The following is a 23624-nucleotide window of genomic DNA, read 5'->3' as shown; positions in this document are numbered from 1 at the left end:
CACCTCAAGAACGCGCGATAGAGTTGGTACGTTTGATCTTGTTTTGCAACTGAATCAAACCATACAACAGCGCTTCAGCCGTCGGAGGACAGCCCGGCACATAAATATCAATCGGAACAATACGATCACAGCCGCGAACTACCGAGTAAGAGTAGTGGTAGTAACCACCACCGTTCGCACAGGAGCCCATTGAGATCGCCCAACGCGGCTCAGGCATCTGATCGTAAACTTTGCGCAACGCTGGCGCCATTTTGTTACAGAGTGTACCTGCAACAATCATCAAATCGGATTGACGTGGAGACGGACGAAATACGATACCGAAACGATCCAAATCGTAACGCGCCGCACCCGCATGCATCATCTCCACCGCACAACAGGCCAGACCAAACGTCATTGGCCACAAAGAACCAGTGCGCGTCCAGTTAACAACTGCATCAACCGTTGTCGTGACAAAACCTTTTTCGAGACTTTGAGCTTCCATTTATCTCACTCCCACTCCAGTGCACCCTTCATCCATTCGTAGACGAAGCCGACCACCAGAATGGCCAGGAATATCATCATCGATACAAAGCCGAACATACCCAATTCTTTGAGCACAACAGCCCAAGGAACCAAAAACGCGACTTCCAAATCGAACAGAATAAACAAAATCGCCACCAAGTAATAACGCACATCAAACTGCATGCGCGCATCCTCGAATGCTTCAAAGCCGCACTCATAAGGTGATAATTTTGCCGAATCTGGCCGAACCGTTCCCAAGACCTTACCGATCCCAGCACCGAGCAATAGCGGCAAAACGCCAACTACCAAACCGACAACCAGGAAAAGCAGGATGGGGAAATAGTCTTGCAGCATGAAAATCCCCAGTTCAGAAGTAATACAAAAAGACAGAATAGCAGTTATTTATACTGCTTTTTTTATATAAATAGCCGAGCCACTACCGTAACTCAGCTAAGTATTGTGTGCGACAGCTCTTGCAAGCCATCTAGCCAAACAACCCCAATAGATTGCTTAGTCAGGAATTTTTTGACCCGCAGCAGCTGAAGCCGCCGCAGGAGCAGAGGCGGTAACGCCAGACATTACACCAAGATCATGCTTGCTTGATTTTGGTGCAGTGAGCAACACCAAGGCCATGCAAGTCACAAAAAATACCGTTGCAGAAACACCAGTTGAGCGGCTCAAAAAATTTGCCGAGCCAGAAGATCCAAAAACACTACCGGCCGAACCGCTACCAAATGCAGCGCCCATATCAGCGCCCTTCCCGTGCTGCATCAACACTAAGACAATCACCGCCAAAGCAGAAATCACATTAACAATCAGCACTAAACTAGTAATAAAATCCATTTTTTCTCATTCCTATGGCGGCGTGAATTGTACCAATCAGCGCGCCGCTTGGCAAATTCCAACAAACTCAAAAGCCGAAAGCGCTGCACCGCCCACTAAAACACCATCGACATAATCCACCGCTAAAATTTCTGCGGCATTACCAGACTTCACGCTACCACCATATAAAACCTTAACCCGGTCATCGAGCTTCTCTTTAATCAGAGCATGCATTGGTGAAATTTGCTCACCTGAAGCCACCACACCACTACCAACAGCCCATGACGGCTCATACGCTACGGCAAACAAACCCATTGGCAAACCACGCAACACCTCAAGCTGGGCGGCCACTACTTTTTCTGCATTTCCCTGCCGACGCTCTTCAGCCGACTCACCGACGCAATAAACCCCAAACAACCCGGCATCCAAGGCAGAGCGCAATTTAACGCCAGCTTGCTCGGTCGTCTCCCCAAATAAACGCCGACGCTCTGAGTGACCGATGATCACCATTTCACACCCCACATCAGCCAACATGCCCGATGAAATTTCACCGGTATATGGCCCAATATGGTATTGGCTAACGTCTTGCGCGCCACACTGCACATGGGTATGCTGCAAAATCTGCTTAGCTAACATGATATAAGGCGCTGGTACACACACACCTACGTTGGCAGCGAGCCTCGCCTGGGCAACCTCACCCAACACAGACTTAATCTGCCCGATACTGCCGTGCAGTTTCCAATTCCCAATTACCATTTGCTTCGCCATGCAAACACTCCCTTGGCAAACATAGGGCGTGATGGTAACAACCCCACTCCCCCACCGTCAAACCTTGTTTTTTCAAGCCATTGTCCGCTTGCGCCGATTTGTAATAATTCAGAAACATTTCTCCACTATGATGCACTCCATCGAATCAACACATCATTGAAGTTCTGGAGATTAATTAGCATGACTTTAGCTCGTAAACTCATTATTAGTGCCGGCTTGGTAGCAGGTCTCTTTACTCACGCCATTGCTGCCGACATCACTGGCGCTGGCGCAACCTTCCCATACCCACTGTATGCAAAATGGGCTGAGCAATATAAAGCGAAAACTGGTACCGGCTTGAACTACCAATCAATCGGTTCAGGCGGTGGCATTAAACAGATTCAGGCCAAAACTGTTGATTTCGGTGCATCAGACATGCCTCTCAAACCAGAAGAGCTGGACAAAGCTGGCTTGATGCAATTTCCAACAGTAGTTGGCGGCGTAGTTCCTGTTGTAAACATTCCTGGCATCCCTGCTGGCCAATTGAAATTGACGCCACAAGTATTGACCGACATCTATCTTGGCAAAATCAAACGCTGGAATGATCCAGCTGTAGCCGCCATCAATGGTGGCGTAGCGCTACCAGACCAAGCTATTACTGTGGTTCGCCGCTCTGACGGCTCTGGCACTACTTTTGTATTTACCGACTACTTATCAAAAGTATCAGGCGAATGGAAAGAGAAAGTTGGTGCTAACACTTCTGTTCAGTGGCCAACTGGTGTGGGCGGCAAGGGTAACGAGGGTGTAGCTAACTACGTTCAGCGCATCAAAGGCTCTATCGGTTACGTTGAGTTTGCTTATGCCAAACAAAATAAACTGACCCACACTCAATTGCAAAACAAGGAAGGCGTATTTGTACAACCTTCTGAGGAAGCATTTATCGCATCACAAGCTGGCGCGGATTGGAAATCTGCTCCTGGCATGTACTTGATTACGACCAATGCTGCAGGCAAAGGCTCTTGGCCAATCGCAAACCCAACCTTCATCCTGATGCACAAAAAACAGGATAAACCAGCTCAAGCATTGGAAGTATTGAAATTCTTTGACTGGGCATACGGTGCCGATGCTGACAAAACAGCTCTGGATCTTGACTACATTCCAATGCCAGACAGTGTTGTCAATATGATCAAGGCGAACTGGAAAGCGCAAATTTCAGACGGTAGCAAACCAGTTTGGAAATAATCGCTTACAATTCGCAGCCTCGGCTGTGAATGCAACACCCAATCGCAACTCATAGGTGCGGTTGGGTGTTTGTTTGTGTATGAAGGTTTGGAGAGTTCGATGTCTTCTCAAAATGAGCGCATGAAAATTCAGCGCCTACAAGATGCGCTGTTTGTGAACAGCACGCGTTTTTTTGCCGCGCTAGTGTTGTTTACGCTCACCGCGATTATTGTTTCCCTGCTCTACGGCGCAATGCCCAGCATTAAAGCATTTGGCCTGAGCTTTATCACCTCCCACGAGTGGAACCCAGTTACCGAGCAGTTTGGCGCCTGGCCTTCGATTCGCGGCACACTGCTGTCGGCCTTTATTGCCCTGGTCGTTGCCGTACCAATTAGTTTTGGCATCGCCATTTTCCTGACCGAGCTATCGCCAATCTGGTTGCGCCGCCCCTTAGGTATTGCCATTGAACTACTCGCGGGGATTCCCTCGATTGTTTATGGGATGTGGGGTTTATTTGTATTCGCACCTTATTTTGCTGACAACATCCAACCTTGGATGATGGAAAAAAGCGCAGACATTCCGTTGCTAGCTGATTTATTTACTGGCGCCCCAATGGGTATCGGCATGTTTACTGCCGGACTGATTTTGTCGATTATGGTTATTCCATTTGTGGCATCAGTGATGCGTGACGTATTTGAAATCGTGCCAGCCATGCTCAAAGAGTCGGCCTACGGTCTCGGCTCTACACGCTGGGAAGTAATCTGGAATATTGTTGTGCCCTACACCAAAAACGGGATTATCGGCGGCATTATGTTGGGCCTTGGTCGCGCGCTAGGCGAAACCATGGCGATCACATTTGTGATTGGTAACTCTCAACAAATTTCAAACTCGTTGTTCGACCCTGCGACGACAATTTCAGCAACACTCGCCAATGAATTTACCGAAGCACACGGTGAGCTATACACATCTTCGCTCATTGAACTTGGCTTGTTACTGTTCTTTATCACCTTCGTGGTTTTGGTTCTGTCCAAATTGTTACTGATGCGCCTTGAATCTGGCGAAGGCACCCATTCTTAAGTGAGCAATACGATGAGTAATTTATACAAGCGTCGATTAGTGGCCAATAAAATCAGCCAGGTGTTGTCTTACGCAGCAATGGCATTTGGCTTGTTTTGGCTGGGCTGGATTTTGCATACCTTGTTTGCCAACGGTCTACCTGGCATCACACTGGCTACTTTCACCCAAGCGACCCCCGCACCGGGCAGTCATGGTGGCTTGGCCAATGCGATCCTAGGCTCATTACAAATGACCTTGGTTGCCGTGCTAATCGGCACCCCGATTGGCATTCTGGCAGGCACATATCTAGCCGAATTTGGCAATCGGGGCTGGCTTGGCCCGGCAACCCGCTTCATTAACGATATTTTGCTATCAGCTCCATCAATTGTGATTGGCTTATTCGTATTTGAAGTATACGTCGCTCAAGTTGAACACTTTTCTGGCTGGGCAGGCTCTTTAGCATTATCAATTTTGGTAATTCCAGTCGTGCTGCGGACGACCGAAAACATGCTACGCCTTGTGCCTACCGCAATGCGCGAAGCGGCCTACGCCTTGGGTGCGCCACAATGGAAAATGGTGATGTTCGTTACCCTACGAGCAGCCAAAACCGGCGTAGCAACGGGCATTTTGCTGGCAGTTGCACGTATTCTGGGTGAGACTGCGCCACTGCTATTTACCGCATTGAATAACCAATTCTTCTCAAATATGAATCAGCCAATGGCGAACTTACCAGTGGTGATTTTCCAATTTGCGATGAGTCCGTATGAAGATTGGCACACCCTCGCGTGGGCAGGTGCATTGTTGATTGGCTTGTTTGTACTGGGCCTGAATATTATTGCTCGCGTCATGTTACGCCAGCCAAAACAACACTAATTTGATTTGGAATATTTGATTATGACTTCTGCACATAAAGCGACGTTGGCCGTAAAAAACCTAAACTTCTACTACGGCAATTTTCACGCGCTCAAAAACATCAATCTTGATATTCGTGAAGGCAAAGTAACCGCATTCATCGGACCTTCAGGCTGCGGTAAATCGACCCTCCTGCGCACTTTTAACCGTATGTATGATCTCTACCCTAAGCTGCGCGCCGAAGGTGAGATTTTACTGAATGGCGAAAACATCCTGCGCCCAGGTATTGATCTGAATATGTTACGCGCGAAAGTAGGCATGGTATTTCAGAAACCAACCCCTTTCCCAATGTCAATTTATGACAACGTGGCTTTTGGCGTTAAGCTGTATGAAAACCTGAGCAAGTCTGAAATGGACGACCGCATTGAGTGGGCCCTAACCAAAGCTGCATTGTGGAACGAAGTAAAAGATAAGCTGAAACAATCGGGCTTAGGTTTATCTGGCGGTCAGCAACAACGTTTGTGTATCGCACGTGCCGTTGCGGTGAAACCTGAAGTGTTGCTGCTGGACGAGCCAACTTCGGCATTAGACCCAATCTCGACCGCTCACGTTGAAGAATTGGTACATGAACTGAAAAAAGACTACACCATCGCCATCGTGACGCACAATATGCAGCAAGCGGCGCGTATTTCTGATTACACGGCCTATATGTATTTGGGCGAGATGATAGAAATGGGTGAAACCGACACGATCTTCACATCGCCCACAGTCAAAGCGACCGAAGACTACATCACAGGTAAATTTGGTTAAGCATTTTTACCCAAATAAAAAGGACTGCGATTATGCAGTCCTTTTTTATTACCGCACTAGGTATTTAACTGCAGCTCAAATAACATCTTAGCTACAGGAAAATACCCCATTAGGCATCATGTAATGCAGCCTCAGCACTCACGACTGCTGCAATTTGATCCGCCCACTCGCGCGCCTGAATTGGATTAACATGCTCAACCATGACTCGAACCACAGGTTCGGTACCCGATGGACGTAACAGCACACGACCATCGGCACCCATCGCAACTTCAGCCTCGGCCACTTTTGCTTGAATTGCTTGCGATCCGTGGCAATCAAAGCCTTTGGCAATCCGTACATTTTTCAGCACTTGTTTTGATAACTGCAAATCTTTGCAAAAGCCTGCCAATGTTTGCCCACTTTCTTTCAGGGCTTGCATTACCTGCAATGCTGAAACAATACCATCACCAGTTGTGTGCTTATCAAGGCAGAGCAAATGACCTGAGCCCTCTCCACCGACTAGCCAGCCTTTAGCTTGTAGTTGCTCCAAAACATAACGATCGCCGACTTTAGCGCGCACAAAACCAATACCTTTGTGTTTGAGCGCATTTTCAACCCCCAGATTCGTCATTAAGGTGCCAACAACGCCTTCACCTAATGTGCCTTTTTGTTGCCGGTGTACAGCCAAGACATACAGCAACTGATCACCATCCACAATCGTGCCATCGCGATCAACCATAATCAGCCGATCACCATCACCATCAAGCGCAATACCAAAATGCGCCCCTTCCGACAGCACTTTTAACCGCAAAGTTTCTGGATGAGTCGCACCAACTTCTTCATTAATATTAAAACCGTTTGGCTGCACGCCAACAGTCACCACTTCGGCCCCCAGTTCATGAAAGACATGGGGTGCGATGTGGTAGGTTGCTCCATGCGCGCAATCGATCACTAACTTTAAGCCGCGTAAATCGAGATCATTCGGGAATGTAGATTTACAAAATTCGATATAGCGCCCTGCTGCATCATTGATGCGCCACGAACGACCAATTTGCTTGGAGGCAACGCATGGCTGTACTTCATCAATCGCAGCTTCAATCGCCAGCTCAACATCATCAGGGAGCTTTTTTCCGCCCGAGCCAAAAAACTTGATGCCATTATCGTGGTACGGATTATGTGATGCAGAAATCACCACCCCTGCAGAAAGCCGTAATGCTCGCGTGAGATAGGCGATCCCAGGCGTAGGCAGAGGGCCAGTCAGATGGCAATCAACCCCAGCCGCATTAAACCCCGCTTGCAGAGCGGCTTCAAGCATATAGCCTGAAACTCGGGTGTCTTTACCGATAAGCACCCCCGGGTGTTCTTGCATGCCTTTTTTAGCCGCTTCCGCAACTAAAACACGACCAGCTGCGTAACCTAATTTCATCGCAAAATCGGGTGTAATTGGAAACTCACCCACCAATCCGCGTACGCCATCCGTACCAAAATATTTCCGCGCCATCGCATCCTACCTATATCAATTTTCAGCTTATTTTAACCCGCGCCAAACCTTTAACGCATCCACTGTTTCCCTTACATCATGCACCCGCACAATCTGTGCCCCTGCTTGTGCAGCCATTAGTGCCGCAGTGACGCTAGGCACTACTCGTTCAGCAATATCCCTACCCGTCAATTCACCCAACATTCTCTTGCGTGAAACACCAACTAACATAGGAAAATCCAACTCTCGCAAGATTGGACCAATTGCACGAAATAAATCCGTGTTATGTGCCAAATTCTTACCAAAACCAAAACCCAGATCAACCAAGAGGCGATCTGCAGCAACCCCAGCTTGTTGCGCTACCTCTAGGCGTTGACCCAAATATTCGCGAACTTCCGCGACCACATCAGCATATTGTGGATCTGTTTGCATTGTTTGCGGATTACCTTGCTTATGCATCAAACAGATTGCGACCTCCGTTCGTGCTACCGCCTCAATCGCCCCTGGGGCTTCCAAACCCGCAATATCATTGATCATGTCAGCACCGGCATCTAAGGCCGCCAACATCACCTCTGTTTTGCATGTGTCAATCGATAACGGCACGTTAAATGTGGCTGCAGCCTTAATTACCGGCAACACGCGACGTAGCTCCTCTTCCACAGGCACCCGCGCGGCCCCTGGACGAGTTGACTCACCGCCAATATCAATAATATCCGCACCATCAGCGCACAGCTGCTCGATACGGCGCAGCGCAGCACTAGAATTTAAGAATGCCCCACCATCAGAAAAAGAATCCGGCGTGACATTCACAATGCCCATCACTAAAGTTTGATGCAGCGGCAGCTTAAACCTACCACATTGCAAAATTAAGTTCATGTACTTACCCGAAAACAATAAAGGCGGCCAAAGCCGCCTTTATTAGATTTAGTAAACAAATTATGCTTCAGCTGCTGGCGCATCTGTTGCCTCAGCACCACCACTCGGGGTATCAGTGTGCACTGGAGCTGGCTTACGAATCGGAGGCAGCTCTTTAGGTGGACGAGGTGTACGGCCAGCCATAATATCAAGCACCTGATCACGGTCAATTGTTTCCCAATCCATCAGAGCCTGAGTCATCACTTCAACTTTGTCACGATTTTCACTCAGAATCTTAACCGCTAAGGCGTATTGCTCATCGATGATACGGCGGATTTCAGAGTCAACTTGCTGCATAGTCGATTCAGATACGTTCTTGTGTGTCGTTACCGACCGACCCAAGAAGACCTCGCCATCATTTTCGGCGTAGACCATCGGCCCCATTTTCTCGGTCATGCCGTAGCGAGTAACCATATCACGCGCCATCGCAGTAGCACGCTCGAAGTCATTTGATGCGCCAGTCGAAATTCGATTGATGAACAAATCTTCCGCCACCCGGCCACCAAACAAGATCGCCAACTCATTGAGCATTTGATCTTTGTAATGCGAGAAACGATCACGCTCTGGTAGCTGCCAAGTCAAACCAAGAGCACGGCCACGAGGCATGATGGTCACTTTATGCACCGGATCAGTACCTTCTAGCATTTCAGCTACAACAGCATGCCCGGATTCATGGTAGGCCGTCGCACGACGCTCTTCCTCGGTCATTACCATGCTACGGCGCTCTGGGCCCATGTAGATCTTGTCTTTCGCCGATTCGAAATCAGCCATATCGACGAGGCGTTTGTTGCGACGAGCAGCAAACAACGCAGCTTCATTGACCAAGTTTGCCAAATCAGCGCCCGACATACCCGGTGTACCACGTGCCAGCACTGAAGCATCAACATCATTAGCGATCGGCACTTTGCGCATATGGACGCCAAGAATCTGTTCACGACCGCGAATATCCGGCAGAGACACCACTACTTGACGATCGAACCGCCCCGGACGCATCAAAGCGGGGTCCAGCACGTCAGGGCGGTTAGTTGCAGCAATCACGATAATGCCCGAATTGCCCTCAAAACCATCCATCTCAACCAACATTTGGTTCAATGTTTGTTCGCGCTCGTCGTTACCACCGCCCATACCGGCACCGCGCTGACGCCCCACCGCATCAATCTCATCAATAAAGATAATACAAGGCGCGTTTTTCTTCGCGTTTTCAAACATATCGCGCACACGCGCAGCGCCGACACCAACGAACATTTCTACGAAATCAGAACCTGAAATCGAGAAGAACGGGACTTTGGCTTCACCGGCAATCGCTTTGGCCAACAAAGTTTTACCAGTACCTGGTGAGCCCACCATCAAAATACCGCGCGGCATACGGCCACCCAAACTTTGGTATTTACTTGGGTCACGCAGGTAATCGACGATTTCGGACACTTCTTCTTTTGCTTCATCGCAGCCTGCGACATCTGCAAAAGTCACCGCATTATTGCTTTCGTCGAGCATTTTGGCTTTAGATTTACCAAAGCTAAAGGCTCCACCTTTGCCGCCGCCCTGCATCTGGCGCATGAAGAAAATCCACACCCCGATCAAGAGCAGCATTGGCCCCCAGTTCATCAGGAAGCTCATCAACAAGCTAGGCTCTGCCTCTGGCTTGGCTGCAAACTTCACATTGTGCTTGATCAGCGTATCGACCATACGGAAGTCAAACGGCGCCAAAGTTGCGTAATTACTGCCATCAGCTTTTTTACCGCGAATCCATTGCCCACGTAATGGATTACCTTCAATTTCAGCACTCGCAATCCGTCCCTGCTCCACTTCCACCATAAATTGGGAATAGGGAATTTGCGAGGCAGAGTCTTGACTCTTGGAGAACTGGTTAAAAATCGTCATCAGCACTAGGCCAACGATTAACCAAATGGCGACATTCTTGCCGAGATTGTTCACGGCTTTACTCCTGTATTTCCCGAACGCGGGAATGACAAATATATTTTACTCGGTTCAAGCGATTGGTTAAGCCTTTTTTTGCTTACCCAAGAGATAGACTTCCGAGCTGCGATCACGAGATGCTTTAGGTTTTCGAGAGACAACGGTGGCAAAAGTTTCACGCATTGCCTTCATATATTCTTGAAAACCACTTCCTTGAAACACTTTGACTAAAAAATGTCCACCCGGTTTGAGTTGCTCTTGGGCAAACTCCAGCGCCAACTCGCATAAATACATACTGCGAGCCTGATCTGTGACTGTATTACCACTCATATTGGGGGCCATATCACAAATTACAAGATCGACTTGTCGACCATTGAGCAATGCGTTAAAGCGATTGAGTACTTCTTCTTCGCGAAAATCACCTTGTACAAACTCCACATCGCGAATTGGATCCATTTCCAGAATATCAAGCGCGAACACTCGGCCATTCTTGCCAACCTTTTTCATTGCAACTTGGCACCAGCTGCCAGGGGCGGCCCCTAGGTCGGCCACCCACAAGCCGAGCTTGAGTAATTTATCTTTTTCATCAATTTCTAGCAGCTTATATGCGGCACGAGCACGATAACCTTCCTTTTTGGCCATTTGCACATACTGATCATTGACATGCTCGTGTAGCCAAGCACTACTGGAATTGATACCTGCCATCGGTTACACTACCCTGTTAGTTAAGAAGATTTTCAAGGATTCAATCATTATGTTAGAACTTACGCCGGATCAATGCCGTCATTTGCGCAGCTTGGCGCATCACCTAAATCCGGTGGTTATGATTGGGAATAATGGCCTTACCGACGCTGTGATGCGTGAAATTGCGGTCAATCTAGACGCGCATGAGTTAATCAAAATCCGTGTTCTTGGCGATGATCGTGAAGCTCGCGCTCAGTTTATGCAGCAAATTTGCGCCGATCTAGGTGCCGCGCCGGTGCAGATGCTAGGTAAATTACTGCTGATCTACCGCCCAAGCAATACTGAAAAACCTAAAATCATGCTACCTAAAAAGAAGAAAGCAGCTTAATAACAATAAGAGCCGCTACTTCACAATCTAAGGGCGCACTAAGCGCCCTTTTTTATTGCTGCAATTGATTAGTCATGACGCCAAATATAAATCAAACCTAGCACACTTTGTAGTAAATATATCAGGCTAGAAATCGTGTGCCACTGCGCCAAACCACCGCCAAACATTCCTTCCGCCGCATTGCTCACAGCAGGTTTGATTTCGGCAATCAATGGAAAAATGGCAAATTGATTGATCAGTGTGCATAGCAACATACCAACGATTAGCCATAATTTGGCGCCTTGAAATGCGCGCGCGCCTTCGTTCCATATCCACCAAATGAGCAGAAATACTCCTGCCACAATGCCTATCCAACCAATGGCATGAAACAATTTTCCTGCCACCATCCCTGCCACAGCTTTATCCAGATTACTGAACAGTGCCGGTGCAACAACCACCCCGATAATCCACATGCCACCAATCCATAGTGTGGTCAGCAGATTCTTGATTCCATTACCCATAAGATGTATCAAGGCAAAGCTCAGCTCAGTCAAAGCCTAGCCGGCAATACCCCCTCCCAATCTAAGATTCATGCAACCATGGCAGACTACTCCGCGCCGAGGTGCGCTGAACGTAATTAAATGTATTTCACTTCTAGAACTTCATACTCCCGAATACCACCCGGTGCCTGCACATCAGCAACATCACCTTCGTATTTGCCAATCAAGGCACGTGCAATTGGGCTAGAAACAGAAATTTTACCTTGCTTGATGTCGGCTTCATCATCGCCCACGATCTGATAGGTCACTTCAGCTTCAGTTTCCAAGTCTTGCAGCACGACAGTTGCGGCAAACACAATGCGGCCTTCTGCAGTATCGGCCATTTCTTTTGGATCGATGATTTGGCTGTTGCTTAATTTGCCTTCCAGCTCAGCAATGCGACCTTCGACAAAGCCTTGCTTTTCTTTGGCTGCATCGTATTCAGCGTTTTCAGATAAATCGCCATGGCTACGCGCCTCAGCAATCGCTGCAATCACAGCTGGGCGCTCTACGCTTTTCAAATGAGCCAATTCGGCTTTCAACAATTCTGCACCAACGACGGTCAGAGGTACTTTAATCATTTCTTTCTCCCAGCCCTATTTCTAGCGCTGCTAAAAATAATAGCCGCCCCATCACAGGGGCGGCTTTTTATCCGATATCAATCCGTAAAATATCAGTTATTGAGCTGCTGATGCAAGCCCTGCAGATCATAGACATCCAACTCTTTCATATCACGCAAACCAATGCAGGCGGCTTTCGCGCCGGCGATAGTCGTGAACACTGGCAGCTTGGCCTTCAGTGCTTCGTGACGAATCGAGTAGCTGTCTTGAATCGCTTGGCGACGCTCGTCCACCGTGTTAAAGATCATGCCGATTTCGCCATTCACAATCATATCAACGATATGTGGACGACCTTCGGTCACTTTATTAACCGCAGTGACTGCAACGCCAGCAGCATCAATCGCTGCAGCAGTGCCTTTGGTGGCCAATACTTTAAAGCCGAGCGATGCCAATACTTGCGCACATTCAATCGCTTGCGCCTTATCGCCTTCGCGCACAGAAATAAACACATTTCCGTTGGTCGGCAACACCGTACCGGCAGCCATTTGCGACTTCACAAATGCTTCGGCAAAAGTCGCCCCCACACCCATCACTTCACCGGTCGACTTCATTTCCGGGCCCAGAATCGAATCAACGCCCGGGAATTTAGCGAATGGGAATACTGCTTCTTTTACTGAGTAGTACGGCGGAATCACTTCTGACGTTACACCTTGCTGAACCAAAGTTTGGCCAACCATACAACGCGCAGCCACTTTGGCCAATGGCACGCTCGTGGCTTTCGACACATACGGTACGGTACGTGACGCACGTGGATTCACTTCCAACACGTAAACTTTGGCATCCGCGCCTTTCCCTTGAATCGCAAACTGCACGTTCATCAAACCAACCACGTTCAGGCCTTTAGCCATCAACACGGTTTGACGACGCAATTCGTCTTGCAACTCTTTGCTCAATGAGTACGGTGGCAGTGAACACGCTGAGTCACCTGAGTGAACACCGGCTTGCTCGATGTGCTCCATGATCCCGCCAATGATCACGTCGGTACCGTCAGAAACCGCATCCACATCGACTTCGATCGCGTCGTTCAAGAAGCGATCGAGCAATACTGGCGAATCATTCGACACTTTCACCGCTTCGCGCATATAACGCTCAAGGTCTTTGTCTGAATGAACGATTTCCATCGCACGACCACCCAATACGTAAGAAGGACGCACCACCAATGGGTAGCCCAGCTCACGCGCCAAGTGCAATGCATCTTGCTCATTACGCGCAGTCGCATTTGGCGGCTGGCGCAATGCCAAGTCTTGCAACAATTTCTGGAAGCGTTCACGGTCTTCTGCCGCATCAATCATGTCTGGCGTCGTACCAATAATAGGCACGCCGTTGGCTTCCAAAGCGCGCGCCAGTTTCAATGGTGTTTGGCCACCGTACTGCACAATCACGCCGATTGGTTTTTCAATTGCCACGATTTCCAGTACGTCTTCGAGCGTCAATGGCTCGAAGTACAGACGATCGGAAGTGTCGTAATCAGTCGAAACGGTTTCTGGGTTGCAATTGACCATGATGGTTTCATAACCATCATCGCGCAGCGCCATCGCCGCGTGAACGCAGCAGTAGTCAAACTCGATACCCTGACCGATACGGTTTGGGCCACCGCCCAAGATCATGACTTTTTTCTTGTCCGTGGGCGCCGCTTCGCATTCTTCTTCGTAAGTCGAATACATATAGGCGGTATTGCTCGCAAACTCAGCAGCGCAGGTATCTACACGCTTATACACTGGACGAATCGATAAAGCATGACGCGCTTTGCGAACTGCATTTTGATCGCAACCAAGCAATGTACCTAAGCGACGATCCGAGAAACCTTTGCGTTTGAGTTTGCGGAATTCTTCTTTGCTCAAGCTATCAACGCTACGGCCACGCAGTGATGCTTCATCGTTCAAGATGTCTTCGATCAACACCAAGAACCATGGGTCGATCTTAGAAATATTGTGAATCTCGTCGCGGCTCAAGCCAACACGGAATGCATCAGCCACATACCACAGACGCTCAGGGCCTGGATTGGCAATTTCTGATTCGATTTTGGTACGATCTGAACAGATTTCGTCAAAGCCTGACATGCCAGTTTCAAGGCCGCGCAGTGCTTTTTGCAACGATTCCTGCTGCGTGCGACCAATTGCCATCACCTCACCCACCGACTTCATTTGCGTCGTCAGGCGGTCATTGGCTTGCGGGAACTTCTCGAACGCAAAGCGAGGAATCTTGGTCACTACGTAGTCGATCGATGGCTCGAACGACGCTGGCGTTTTGCCGCCAGTAATTTCGTTTTTCAGCTCGTCCAGCGTGTAACCCACCGCCAATTTGGCGGCGATTTTCGCAATAGGGAAGCCCGTTGCTTTAGATGCCAAAGCAGAAGAACGTGATACACGCGGGTTCATCTCAATGACGATCAAACGACCATCTTTTGGATTCACCGAGAATTGCACGTTTGAACCACCGGTATCTACACCAATCTCGCGCAGTACGGCGATCGATGCGTTACGCATGATTTGGTATTCTTTGTCGGTCAGCGTTTGCGCTGGTGCCACGGTGATCGAGTCACCGGTATGCACACCCATTGGGTCCAAGTTTTCGATCGAGCACACGATAATGCAGTTGTCGTTACGGTCACGCACGACTTCCATTTCGTACTCTTTCCAGCCGAGCAGCGATTCTTCGATCAGCAATTCGTTGGTTGGCGACAAGTCCAGACCACGGGTACAGATCTCGATGAACTCTTGCATATTGTAGGCGATACCACCGCCCGAGCCGCCCATTGTGAACGATGGACGAATAATAGTCGGGAAGCCCACTTGCGTTTGCACCGCGAGCGCTTCTTCCAGGCTGTGAGCAATGCCAGAGCGTGCCGAACCCAAGCCGATTTTATCCATCGCAGCTTTAAATTTTTGACGATCTTCGGCTTTATCAATCGCTTCTGGCGTCGCGCCGATCAATTCAACATTGAATTTATCCAGCACACCATTGCGCCACAAATCGAGCGCGCAGTTCAGTGCAGTCTGGCCACCCATTGTTGGCAAGATCGCATCTGGGCGCTCTTTGGCAATGATTTTCTCTACCACTTGCCAAGTAATCGGCTCGATGTAGGTCACATCGGCCATATTTGGGTCAGTCATTATGGTGGCAGGATTGCTGTTCACCAGAATGACTTTGTAACCCTCTTCACGCAGCGCTTTACACGCTTGGGCGCCAGAGTAGTCAAACTCGCACGCTTGGCCGATCACGATCGGGCCAGCGCCAATAATCAGAATGCTTTTTAGGTCGGTACGCTTTGGCATGGTGTTCGTCCTTAGTGTTTCTTCTCAATTACGGTCTTGACGCCATCATCAGCGGGCTTTGATCCAGACGGGTGTGTCAGATAAAAATAGCCTGCCGCAATTGCCACAAGAAACACGCAGAAAAAGATCAGTTTCAGAATGCGGGTCATGAAAAAGTAGCCTAACGCTGCCAGCACCAGCGCCCCCCAGCCTATCGGCTGAGCGGCGAAAAAATTGCCAGTCTGTGCGAGCAGGCCATCCATGACTTAACCTTTTCGAGCGGTCATTGCATCAATAAATTTATCAAACAAGTACGCCACATCATGCGGACCAGGGCTCGCCTCAGGGTGGCCTTGGAACGAGAACGCGGGTTTATCCGTCAACGCGATACCTTGCACCGTACCGTCAAACAATGAGCGGTGAGTCACACGCACATTGGCCGGCAAACTGGTTTCATCCACTTGGAAGCCATGATTCTGGCTCGTGATCATCACGTGTTTGGTATCGAGATCTTGCACCGGGTGGTTGGCACCGTGGTGACCAAACTTCATCTTGCTAGTTTTACCGCCAGCGGCCAAACCAAGCAATTGATGACCCAAGCAAATACCAAAGATCGGCAAGCTAGTTGCCAGCAACTCTTGAATCGCCTTGATTGCGTAATCGCATGGTTCAGGATCACCAGGGCCGTTCGACAAGAACACGCCATCTGGGTTCAGCGCCAAGACTTCGGCTGCTGGTGTTTGCGCTGGTACGACAGTTAGTTTGCAGCCACGCTCAGCGAGCATGCGCAAGATGTTGTGCTTCACACCAAAGTCGTAAGCAACTACATGGAATTTTGGATTGCTTTGCACGGTGTAACCGACGCCCAATTTCCACTCAGCGGTCGTCCACTCAAAAGGCTTCTCGCAAGAAACCACTTTGGCCAGATCTTGGCCAGCCATTGAGCCAAATGACTTGGCTTTCTCAACGGCAGCAGCGGCATCGATATTGTGGCCGCTGACGATACAGCCTGGCTGCGCACCTTTTTCACGCAAGATGCGGGTGAGTTTACGGGTATCGATATCCGCAATAGCCACCACGCCGTTTTGCTTGAGATACTCTCCCAAGCTCATCGTTGAGCGGAAGTTAGAATGCAGCAATGGTAGATCACGAATAATCAGGCCTTCGGCAAACACGCCGCGGCTTTCAGCATCTTCGGCATTCACGCCGTAGTTGCCAATATGTGGGTAAGTCAGAGTAACAATCTGTTTGGCATACGATGGGTCAGTCAAAATCTCTTGGTAACCCGTCATCGAAGTGTTAAATACCACTTCACCAAGGGTTTCACCGTCTGCGCCGATGGAAATACCGTGGAACAGGGTGCCGTCGGCAAGTGCCAACAAGGCTGGAGTGGGGCTGGTGTGGACACTGGCGGCTCCAGGGCATTGCGCCCAATAAGTCAAAATCCGGGAGGTAGGCGTAGAAAAACGGGATTAGGTTGCCCCACCCCGTTTCACGCATACAAAATTGGCCGAATTCTACCGCAAAAGGCCTTACCCATCAATGCCAAAGCCGTAACATGTCAGCAGAAACTTTTGTTATTACAGCAAACTTTCTATTTTCTCAGCCAAAGTTTCGGGCATCGTGGTAGGAGCAAAACGCGCCACCACATGCCCTTGCCGATCGAGCAGAAACTTGGTGAAATTCCATTTAATGGCTTTTGTTCCCAAGCACCCTGCTTGGGCACGCTTTAGATAGCGAAACAATGGATGCGCGCGGCGCCCGTTGACATTGGTTTTGGCAAACAACGGAAACTGCACGGCAAACTGCTGCTGGCAAAACGTAGCAATCTCATCGCCATCAGCTGGCTCCTGCCAAGCAAATTGATTGCATGGAAAAGCCAAAATAGTAAAGCCACGAGTGTGATATTGCTGATAGAGCATTTGCAATCCGGCATATTGCGGAGTAAAACCACAGCGGCTGGCGACATTAACCACCAAGATTACTTGCCCACGGTACGCGGCCATACTAGTAGGTTCACCCGTAATGGTGAGCAAGGCAATCTCGTCCAAGGCCGACATCATTAGTTTTCCAGCAAATTTGATCGCTTATTCTATCGATTTACGACTTAAACATGAAACCTGCTAGTGGATATGCTTTTGGCCCCCGTGCCAGCACGCAAGTGGCCATTGCCGCCGTCAGTAGTGCTATGGCACGCGGCGGCATTACTCAGGCAGGCAAGGTGTTTTTGTTTTTATCGACTCATTTTCACCAGCAAATTGATGATTGCCTGCGTGCAGTTGTCGTCATTAGTGGCAGCATGGATGTGGTGGGAGCCAGCGCTGCTGGCGTCTTTAGCGAACAAGAGTGGTCACTCGACTCTCCGGCCGCCGCGGCCTTGGTACTGCCAGCGAACTACCCCACCCAACAAAGAAACTCCCACCTCGCCCTTGCCGCACCGAATGCGATCAATCAATTTTGGCTCAACGATGGCGCTATTAAGTTTGGCGCTATCGCAGGCGACGCAACCGGCCAAGGGCATTACGCGCTTTGGCAGGCGGCACAACAACGCTTTAGTTATATTCAGATCCCGCTAGAAGCACGCAGCATCATTGTTTCGGAAGGCACTCAAATTTTGGGGCCGCTACATACCATTACCCAAAGTCAGGGGTTGATGCTAGAAACACTAGATCATCATCCAGCACTAGCCACTCTGGGGCCACATCTAGCACGTTTTCCGCAAGAAACCTTGCTAGCGCAAATCTACCCGAGCACACCGAGCAGCCAGCCAAGCTGGGTACCCGTGATAGGCACCGACCTTGAGCGAGGCAGCATTATGCTGGCACATGAATTACCACTTGGCGCTGGTTTACGCTGGGGGCACTTTAATGCCAAGACGGCGAGCCATGAACTCGCCCAACAAATCATCCTCAGTTTGGCGGGCAAAACACAACCCAAATGGGCTTTGGCATTTTCCAGCCATCGGCGTGCCATTGCGGGAGATGGGATTAGTGAACCCGACTGGAATGTATTGCGCGCCACGCTGCCGGATGTGCCATTTGCTGGTTTTTATGGCAACGGACAAATTATTCCCCGCACCACAGGGCAAGGGCTAATCGACAAGGCCAACCGCATCGTCGACAATAGCGTTCTTTTGGCTTTATTTGATTGATCAATCATGCTGTTTAATCCAAGTCGTGACCAAGCGCGCCGCTTTTTTATCACTAGCTGGCAAAAGCATCAGCAAGGCCTAGCCTTGGCGGATCTGGAAGCCATTGTGATCGACGTGCTAATCGCCCACCCTGAATACCATCAATATCTAAGTGAAGAATACATTGATCGGGATTGGCCACCCGAGCATGGCGATAGCAATCCTTTTTTACACATCAGCCTGCATTTGGCCATTGCCGAACAGTTGTCAATTGATCAGCCAGCCGGAGTGCGTCAGCTGTACACTCAACTGCACGCTCAATATGGTGACGCGCATAAAGCGTTGCACGATATGCTCGAATGTCTGGGCGAAATGATCTGGCAAGCTCAGCGCCATAACACCGCGCCCGATCCCAATATTTATCTGAATGGATTACGGGCACGAGTCAAACTCAGCCGCTAAACTTAGCCCACGTATTGCTCACCAAGCCATAGCTAAACTGACTTGGCAAGCAATACCCCTGACTTCACTTTTTATCATCCTTGGTTGCATTTTCTATTTCACGAATTCTGGCCTCAATCCCTGATTGCAAATAAAAATCAGGGTTAGGCTGGCGCAAGGCCAGATTGAATTGCTCCAAGGCTGAGGTATATTCTTTCAAGCGTAAGTAATATTCACCCTGCATCTGATACTGCTGCACCAACTTACCCTGCTTGGCATACAATCTAGCCGCCCGCTGATAGAGCTGTGCATCGCTTGCGTACAGCGACAAGGCATCATCCAAGCCTGCCTTGGCTTGCGCAAACTGCCCTGCCTCGATCTGCGCATCAATCAGACCGTACAGCAAAGCGCGACTCGCCGGATAACGCAGACTCGCATCGCCAAGCAGCTTGACCGCCTCCACGTTATTCCCTTGCGCAAGGCGAATACTGCCAGCCAGGTACTCCAGCGCCGGATGCGATTTTTTGCCACCGCCAAAAACCTCTTTCGCCTTTTGCAGTGCCGACCAAGCCTGCTCGTATTCACGATTGAGGAAATAAGCCAAAGCCAAACCATAACGTTGCGCCGCTTCACTGGCATAACGCTTCTCAGCAATGGTTTTTTGGTAATAAGTAATGGCCTCACGTCCACCTAATTGCAAAGTCCGACATTTTTCCCGTACAAATAAAAACTCGGCCGAATCTGGCACTTGCCGATAGGTGGTTTCGCCCAAACGATTTTGCGCATCCGATATCCGCTTCATGGTCACTGGGTGCGTGCGCAGATATTCCGGGGCATTATTTTCGACAATGCGGTTGTAGTTTTGCAAACGCTCAAAAAACACGGCCATCGCCGCTGGATCATAGCCAGATTTTTGCAAGGTTTGCATGCCAATTCGATCAGCTTCTTGTTCAAATGAATACGTAAAGTCGAGCTGGCGCTGAATCGAGGCTCCAGTGGTAACCGCAATAGCCGCTGCTGCCGCATCCCCCCGCCCCATACTGCCAGCCACAATAGCGGCGGCAATACCAGCCAAACTCACCCAGGGACTAGCCTTCATCCCCTCAATCAGGCGCGCAATATGATTTTGTGTCACGTGCGCAATTTCATGCGCCAGTACACTGGCCACTTCAGATTCGTGTTGGGCTTGCACGATCAAGCCTGTATGCCCCCCCACAAAACCACCAGGAACAGCAAAGGCATTAACGGAGGAATCTAATAATGGAAAAAAGGTAAATTGGGGCTCGTAGACCTCCGCAGCATCGGTTAATCGATTTCCCATGGAGGCTAGAAATGCAATGATTTCCGGGTCTTCCACCATGCTGCCACTGCGACGAATTTGTCGCATGGCCGATTCACCAATTTCTCGTTCTTGTTGCTTACTCAACCCCTGTTGTGACACATCCCCCAAATCGGGTAATTTTTCCGCATATGCAGGCGGTAGCATCAGCAATAAAACCAAACTGGCCGAAATGATGTTTAGCTTCAAACGATACCTCCACCTAGTATATAAATACCAACGTTACTTAGATTAGCAGCCAGACAATTACCCCGTAACGAGCAATTTTACCAAGCGACAGGTATAACAATACGCTAGCTTGTGGCCAGCGCAACCACCCCGCCAATGCACACAACGCATCACCCAGCACCGGCACCCAAGAAAACAGCAAGCTCGCAGGCCCCAGACGCTGCGCCCAGGTCAAATAGCGCTGCAGCCGAGTCAATTGTGGGGCAGTAGAGAGCGCTCGCCCCATCCAAACAGTAATCATGCCACCCATAATATTGCCAATGGAGACGGTTAACCATGCCATAGGCCATAGCTGCGGCTGAAAATGCAGCGCGGCGGCAAACACCACTTCCGAATTACCTGGCAACAATGTTGCCGAGCTTAAGGCCGAAACCCATAAACCTGCCAACCAAACAAATGTTTCCACTAATCAGCAAACTCAAAACCTTGGCCCGCATGCGCACTAATGGCGGCCGCCAAATCGGCAAAAAACTCACCTTCACCCCGAGTATTGCGCCATACCCCATCTTGCTGGCGATAATGATAGCCGCCCGATTTAGCCGCAATCCATAATTCCTGATTCGGCGTATGTCGATTCACAATGACTTTACTGCCATCTTCAAATTCAATTTCCAACACATTGCCCGCACGCAATGGATCAACATCAAAGTCAACCTCATCGAGCGCGTGTTCAATCTGCGCGAAAATTGCGTCACTCGCGGTTAAGAATTCAGATTCCGTCATTGCCCTATCCTGTCATGTTAAACTGCAATTTTGCCACTGTTTGTTAATTCTATGCGTGCGCTAACTGCATTTATCTGCCTTGCTTCACTACTGACGGCCTGTGGCTTCAAAGGCCCACTGTACTTGCCTAAACCCACTGCACCAGCTCAGGTCAAAGCCTCAGCGGCCAGCAGCAGCGCGAACCAATAAAAAAGCGGCCCAAGGCCGCTTTTTTGCTGAACACCACGCCAATCAGAAGCGTTCAGGCAGTTTTTGCACGATGATGATGCGCTTATTTTCAAGGCGAATATAACCACCGAACACCAGCTCTTTCAAAATGCGTGCGATCATTTCGCGCGATGAGCCCACACGATCAGCAATCGCTTGCTGAGTCAAAGGCTGGCTAACCATTTCGACGCCATCTTCAACAATCAGCATTGACTCAAACAGCGCACGTACGCGGCCATACACATCAAGCAGCGCCAAGTTTTTCATCGTGGTCGATAAGTGACGCACCATTGCGGCCAAGTTTTGCACGACCAAATCTTTAACGTGCGGCTCGCGCTCCATTGCTTCACGGAACTCTTGCTTAGTAAACATCAGGAAACTGGAATCTTCTTCACACTGACATGACCAGCCGCGTGGCTCATGGTCGATCAATGAAATCTCGCCAATCGCATCACCGGGCTCAACCACCATAAACACAAACTCTTTGCCTTGATTATCGCTAGCAAAACAGCGTGCACGACCTTCGATCAGCACATACATTGACTCCGCGGGATCACCCTCACGGAATAAAAACGTGCCTTTAGGCATATTACGCTTCAGGCCCGTATTCAGAATATATTCCAGCTGGTCATCTGGGAAACCCTGCAACAAGGGAATAGCTTTTAGCATTTCCAACATAAATACACCTTTAATTGATCAAATTAATTGGGTTTCAAGCCGACTTAAAAATGTTCGGGGAGCTTTTTCAAAATCAAAATACGTCGGCGGCCAGTCTGAACATAACCACCAGCCACCAGTTCTTTCATCACTTTGGCAATCATTTCGCGCGATGCGCCCACCCGATCCGCCAAATCCTGCTGCGTGAGCTGATCTTCGATCAAGCCACCTTCTTCGGTAGGAACCGCCAAAGCTTCAAACACTTTGCGAATTCGGCCATAAACATCTTTCAGCGCCAAATCACTAACAGTTTTGGTTAGATGGCGAATCAAATTAGTCGCAGTAATCAACATATGGTCTTTCAACTGCGGGTGCTGCGATAGCAGTTGCAGAAAGTTAGCCCGTGACAAGGCCATAAAAACACAGTCTTCTTCCGCTTCCGCACTCACTGTACGTACTTCATCGGCAAACAGCGCCAGCTCACCAAAACAAACTCCGGCATCTGCAACGCCATAGACAAACTCACGGCCCGCGTCATTATTGTGAAAAATCCGCATGCGCCCTTCCAGCAATACCAGTAGATGATCAACTGGCTCGCCTTCGTTAAAAATCAGCATGCCTTTGGCAAAATGCCGACGCGTTGCAACGGTTTCCAGTTGCAGCAAATCTTCATGCGGCAAACTGGCAAATAATTCAACTTTTGCTAAAACGGCTTCTGCGCCCATGACTATTCTCTAGTTAGTGTTTTGCCGTTTCTTTACTGGGTTTCTCGCTGGCCGCCGCAGATGCTACGGCAGAAGCAGCGCTCTCGCCCTCTTCTTTTGGCGCCTCTGCGGGAGACAAGGTGCCGGTGGTGACGTCAGGTGGCGGTGGCACAATATCCATTTTCTTGCTTTGCATGTATTCGTTCATTTCTTTCCAGCCGGCGAAAATATCGGCTTTTGGAACTTTCGAATTGCGTCTAAAGCAATCTTCCAGAGCACGCCCGCTATGCCGACATGCGGCTCCAATGGCTTTACCGTTCGCTTTGGGCTTATTGAGCAGCTCCATCACCTGGTCACAACCACTCAGCGTCAAAGCCAACGGCAGTAGCAATAGCAGGGTTCTGAGCGCTTTCACATGCACACCTTCAAAC

The 23624-nt window shown here is 49.5% G+C and carries 28 protein-coding genes; 8 read left to right on the top strand and 20 right to left on the bottom strand.

What is annotated here, in order from left to right; genetic code table 11:
• Nucleotides 1-4 precede the first annotated feature (4 nt).
• The 4 genes from HZU75_RS11505 to tpiA all read right to left on the bottom strand — a co-directional run bounded on the left by HZU75_RS11505 (nt 5) and on the right by tpiA (nt 2091).
• Nucleotides 5-481, bottom strand: a complete 477-nt coding sequence (locus HZU75_RS11505; protein WP_157314115.1) for a NuoB/complex I 20 kDa subunit family protein — start codon at nt 479-481, stop codon at nt 5-7.
• A 5-nt stretch (nt 482-486) separates the two neighbouring features.
• Nucleotides 487-855, bottom strand: a complete 369-nt coding sequence (gene ndhC, locus HZU75_RS11500; RefSeq protein WP_180306187.1) for an NADH-quinone oxidoreductase subunit A — start codon at nt 853-855, stop codon at nt 487-489.
• Nucleotides 856-1011: 156 nt separating this feature from the next.
• Nucleotides 1012-1344: a preprotein translocase subunit SecG gene (secG, locus tag HZU75_RS11495; protein ID WP_180306186.1), complete on the bottom strand. Its 333-nt coding sequence runs from the start codon at nt 1342-1344 to the stop codon at nt 1012-1014.
• A 36-nt stretch (nt 1345-1380) separates the two neighbouring features.
• Nucleotides 1381-2091 (bottom strand): triose-phosphate isomerase, encoded by a 711-nt coding sequence (gene tpiA / locus HZU75_RS11490; protein ID WP_180306185.1) that lies wholly within the window; start codon nt 2089-2091, stop codon nt 1381-1383.
• A 12-nt stretch (nt 2092-2103) separates the two neighbouring features.
• On the opposite strand from tpiA, the gene pstS reads away from it, so the two are divergent.
• The 4 genes from pstS (at nt 2104) to pstB (ending at nt 6009) form a co-directional block, all read left to right on the top strand.
• On the top strand, nt 2104-3312 hold the full coding sequence (pstS, locus tag HZU75_RS11485; protein WP_228028037.1) for a phosphate ABC transporter substrate-binding protein PstS: 1209 nt from the start codon (nt 2104-2106) through the stop codon (nt 3310-3312).
• 99 nt (nt 3313-3411) lie between these two features.
• A complete protein-coding gene (pstC, locus tag HZU75_RS11480) occupies nt 3412-4368 on the top strand; it encodes a phosphate ABC transporter permease subunit PstC (RefSeq protein WP_180306184.1) in 957 nt (318 codons plus the stop codon).
• A 12-nt stretch (nt 4369-4380) separates the two neighbouring features.
• Complete coding sequence (gene pstA / locus HZU75_RS11475; RefSeq protein WP_180306183.1) at nt 4381-5220, top strand: phosphate ABC transporter permease PstA; 840 nt, start codon at nt 4381-4383, stop codon at nt 5218-5220.
• A gap of 21 nt (nt 5221-5241) precedes the next feature.
• Nucleotides 5242-6009, top strand: a complete 768-nt coding sequence (gene pstB, locus HZU75_RS11470) for a phosphate ABC transporter ATP-binding protein PstB (RefSeq protein ID WP_180306182.1) — start codon at nt 5242-5244, stop codon at nt 6007-6009.
• Nucleotides 6010-6118: 109 nt separating this feature from the next.
• On the opposite strand, the gene glmM is transcribed toward pstB, so the two are convergent.
• The 4 genes from glmM to rlmE all read right to left on the bottom strand — a co-directional run bounded on the left by glmM (nt 6119) and on the right by rlmE (nt 11005).
• Nucleotides 6119-7489: a phosphoglucosamine mutase gene (gene glmM / locus HZU75_RS11465; RefSeq protein WP_180306181.1), complete on the bottom strand. Its 1371-nt coding sequence runs from the start codon at nt 7487-7489 to the stop codon at nt 6119-6121.
• A gap of 27 nt (nt 7490-7516) precedes the next feature.
• A complete protein-coding gene (folP, locus tag HZU75_RS11460) occupies nt 7517-8344 on the bottom strand; it encodes a dihydropteroate synthase (protein ID WP_180306180.1) in 828 nt (275 codons plus the stop codon).
• 60 nt (nt 8345-8404) lie between these two features.
• Nucleotides 8405-10318 (bottom strand): ATP-dependent zinc metalloprotease FtsH, encoded by a 1914-nt coding sequence (gene ftsH / locus HZU75_RS11455; protein WP_180306179.1) that lies wholly within the window; start codon nt 10316-10318, stop codon nt 8405-8407.
• 66 nt (nt 10319-10384) lie between these two features.
• On the bottom strand, nt 10385-11005 hold the full coding sequence (gene rlmE, locus HZU75_RS11450; protein ID WP_180306178.1) for a 23S rRNA (uridine(2552)-2'-O)-methyltransferase RlmE: 621 nt from the start codon (nt 11003-11005) through the stop codon (nt 10385-10387).
• Nucleotides 11006-11051: 46 nt separating this feature from the next.
• Between rlmE and yhbY the strand changes: the two genes are divergently transcribed.
• On the top strand, nt 11052-11372 hold the full coding sequence (gene yhbY, locus HZU75_RS11445) for a ribosome assembly RNA-binding protein YhbY (RefSeq protein ID WP_228028269.1): 321 nt from the start codon (nt 11052-11054) through the stop codon (nt 11370-11372).
• A 68-nt stretch (nt 11373-11440) separates the two neighbouring features.
• On the opposite strand, the gene HZU75_RS11440 is transcribed toward yhbY, so the two are convergent.
• The 6 genes from HZU75_RS11440 to HZU75_RS11415 all read right to left on the bottom strand — a co-directional run bounded on the left by HZU75_RS11440 (nt 11441) and on the right by HZU75_RS11415 (nt 17827).
• Nucleotides 11441-11872, bottom strand: coding sequence for a DUF4149 domain-containing protein (locus HZU75_RS11440; protein WP_180306176.1), 432 nt, complete (start codon nt 11870-11872; stop codon nt 11441-11443).
• A 116-nt stretch (nt 11873-11988) separates the two neighbouring features.
• Nucleotides 11989-12471 (bottom strand): transcription elongation factor GreA, encoded by a 483-nt coding sequence (gene greA / locus HZU75_RS11435; RefSeq protein ID WP_180306175.1) that lies wholly within the window; start codon nt 12469-12471, stop codon nt 11989-11991.
• Between the two features lie 92 nt (nt 12472-12563).
• Entirely contained in the window at nt 12564-15785 is a 3222-nt protein-coding gene (gene carB, locus HZU75_RS11430) for a carbamoyl-phosphate synthase large subunit (protein WP_180306174.1), read from the bottom strand.
• Between the two features lie 11 nt (nt 15786-15796).
• Entirely contained in the window at nt 15797-16027 is a 231-nt protein-coding gene (locus HZU75_RS11425; RefSeq protein ID WP_180306173.1) for a hypothetical protein, read from the bottom strand.
• Nucleotides 16028-16030: 3 nt separating this feature from the next.
• The gene (carA, locus tag HZU75_RS11420; RefSeq protein WP_265575727.1) at nt 16031-17143 is read right to left on the bottom strand and encodes a glutamine-hydrolyzing carbamoyl-phosphate synthase small subunit; all 1113 of its coding nucleotides are present in this window, start codon (nt 17141-17143) and stop codon (nt 16031-16033) included.
• A 201-nt stretch (nt 17144-17344) separates the two neighbouring features.
• Nucleotides 17345-17827 carry a glutathione peroxidase gene (locus HZU75_RS11415; protein WP_444542035.1) on the bottom strand — a complete coding sequence of 161 codons (483 nt, stop codon included), beginning with the start codon at nt 17825-17827 and terminating at the stop codon, nt 17345-17347.
• Between the two features lie 50 nt (nt 17828-17877).
• Here HZU75_RS11415 and HZU75_RS11410 point away from each other — a divergent pair, with 50 nt between their 5' ends.
• Both HZU75_RS11410 and HZU75_RS11405 read left to right on the top strand, forming a co-directional pair.
• The gene (locus HZU75_RS11410; RefSeq protein ID WP_180306171.1) at nt 17878-18915 is read left to right on the top strand and encodes an FIST domain-containing protein; all 1038 of its coding nucleotides are present in this window, start codon (nt 17878-17880) and stop codon (nt 18913-18915) included.
• A gap of 6 nt (nt 18916-18921) precedes the next feature.
• Nucleotides 18922-19356 (top strand): DUF1841 family protein, encoded by a 435-nt coding sequence (locus tag HZU75_RS11405; RefSeq protein WP_180306170.1) that lies wholly within the window; start codon nt 18922-18924, stop codon nt 19354-19356.
• Between the two features lie 64 nt (nt 19357-19420).
• On the opposite strand, the gene HZU75_RS11400 is transcribed toward HZU75_RS11405, so the two are convergent.
• Genes HZU75_RS11400 through cyaY form a run of 3 tightly spaced genes read right to left on the bottom strand, consistent with a single transcriptional unit; the run spans nt 19421 to nt 21625 of the window.
• Complete coding sequence (locus tag HZU75_RS11400) at nt 19421-20863, bottom strand: M48 family metalloprotease (RefSeq protein ID WP_180306169.1); 1443 nt, start codon at nt 20861-20863, stop codon at nt 19421-19423.
• A gap of 37 nt (nt 20864-20900) precedes the next feature.
• Nucleotides 20901-21308, bottom strand: a complete 408-nt coding sequence (locus HZU75_RS11395) for a YqaA family protein (protein WP_180306168.1) — start codon at nt 21306-21308, stop codon at nt 20901-20903.
• Nucleotides 21308-21625 carry an iron donor protein CyaY gene (cyaY, locus tag HZU75_RS11390; RefSeq protein ID WP_180306167.1) on the bottom strand — a complete coding sequence of 106 codons (318 nt, stop codon included), beginning with the start codon at nt 21623-21625 and terminating at the stop codon, nt 21308-21310. The genes HZU75_RS11395 and cyaY overlap by 1 nt, the downstream gene beginning before the upstream one ends.
• 51 nt (nt 21626-21676) lie before the next feature.
• Between cyaY and lptM the strand changes: the two genes are divergently transcribed.
• Complete coding sequence (gene lptM, locus HZU75_RS17770) at nt 21677-21814, top strand: LPS translocon maturation chaperone LptM (RefSeq protein ID WP_228028036.1); 138 nt, start codon at nt 21677-21679, stop codon at nt 21812-21814.
• A 42-nt stretch (nt 21815-21856) separates the two neighbouring features.
• Here the strand turns inward: lptM and HZU75_RS11380 are convergent, their stop codons facing one another.
• From HZU75_RS11380 to HZU75_RS11370, 3 genes are read right to left on the bottom strand one after another with little or no spacing between them, the layout of a single operon-like run.
• Nucleotides 21857-22510 (bottom strand): Crp/Fnr family transcriptional regulator, encoded by a 654-nt coding sequence (locus tag HZU75_RS11380; RefSeq protein WP_180306165.1) that lies wholly within the window; start codon nt 22508-22510, stop codon nt 21857-21859.
• Between the two features lie 44 nt (nt 22511-22554).
• Entirely contained in the window at nt 22555-23214 is a 660-nt protein-coding gene (locus HZU75_RS11375; RefSeq protein ID WP_180306164.1) for a Crp/Fnr family transcriptional regulator, read from the bottom strand.
• Between the two features lie 13 nt (nt 23215-23227).
• Entirely contained in the window at nt 23228-23608 is a 381-nt protein-coding gene (locus HZU75_RS11370) for a hypothetical protein (protein WP_180306163.1), read from the bottom strand.
• Between the last annotated feature and the right edge of the window lie 16 nt (nt 23609-23624).

The sequence above is a fragment of the Chitinibacter fontanus genome (assembly GCF_013423785.1).
In the GTDB taxonomy this organism is placed as follows: domain Bacteria; phylum Pseudomonadota; class Gammaproteobacteria; order Burkholderiales; family Chitinibacteraceae; genus Chitinibacter; species Chitinibacter fontanus.
Note: the sequence above shows the minus strand (reverse complement) of the source record. Positions and strands in the feature narration are given on the sequence as shown.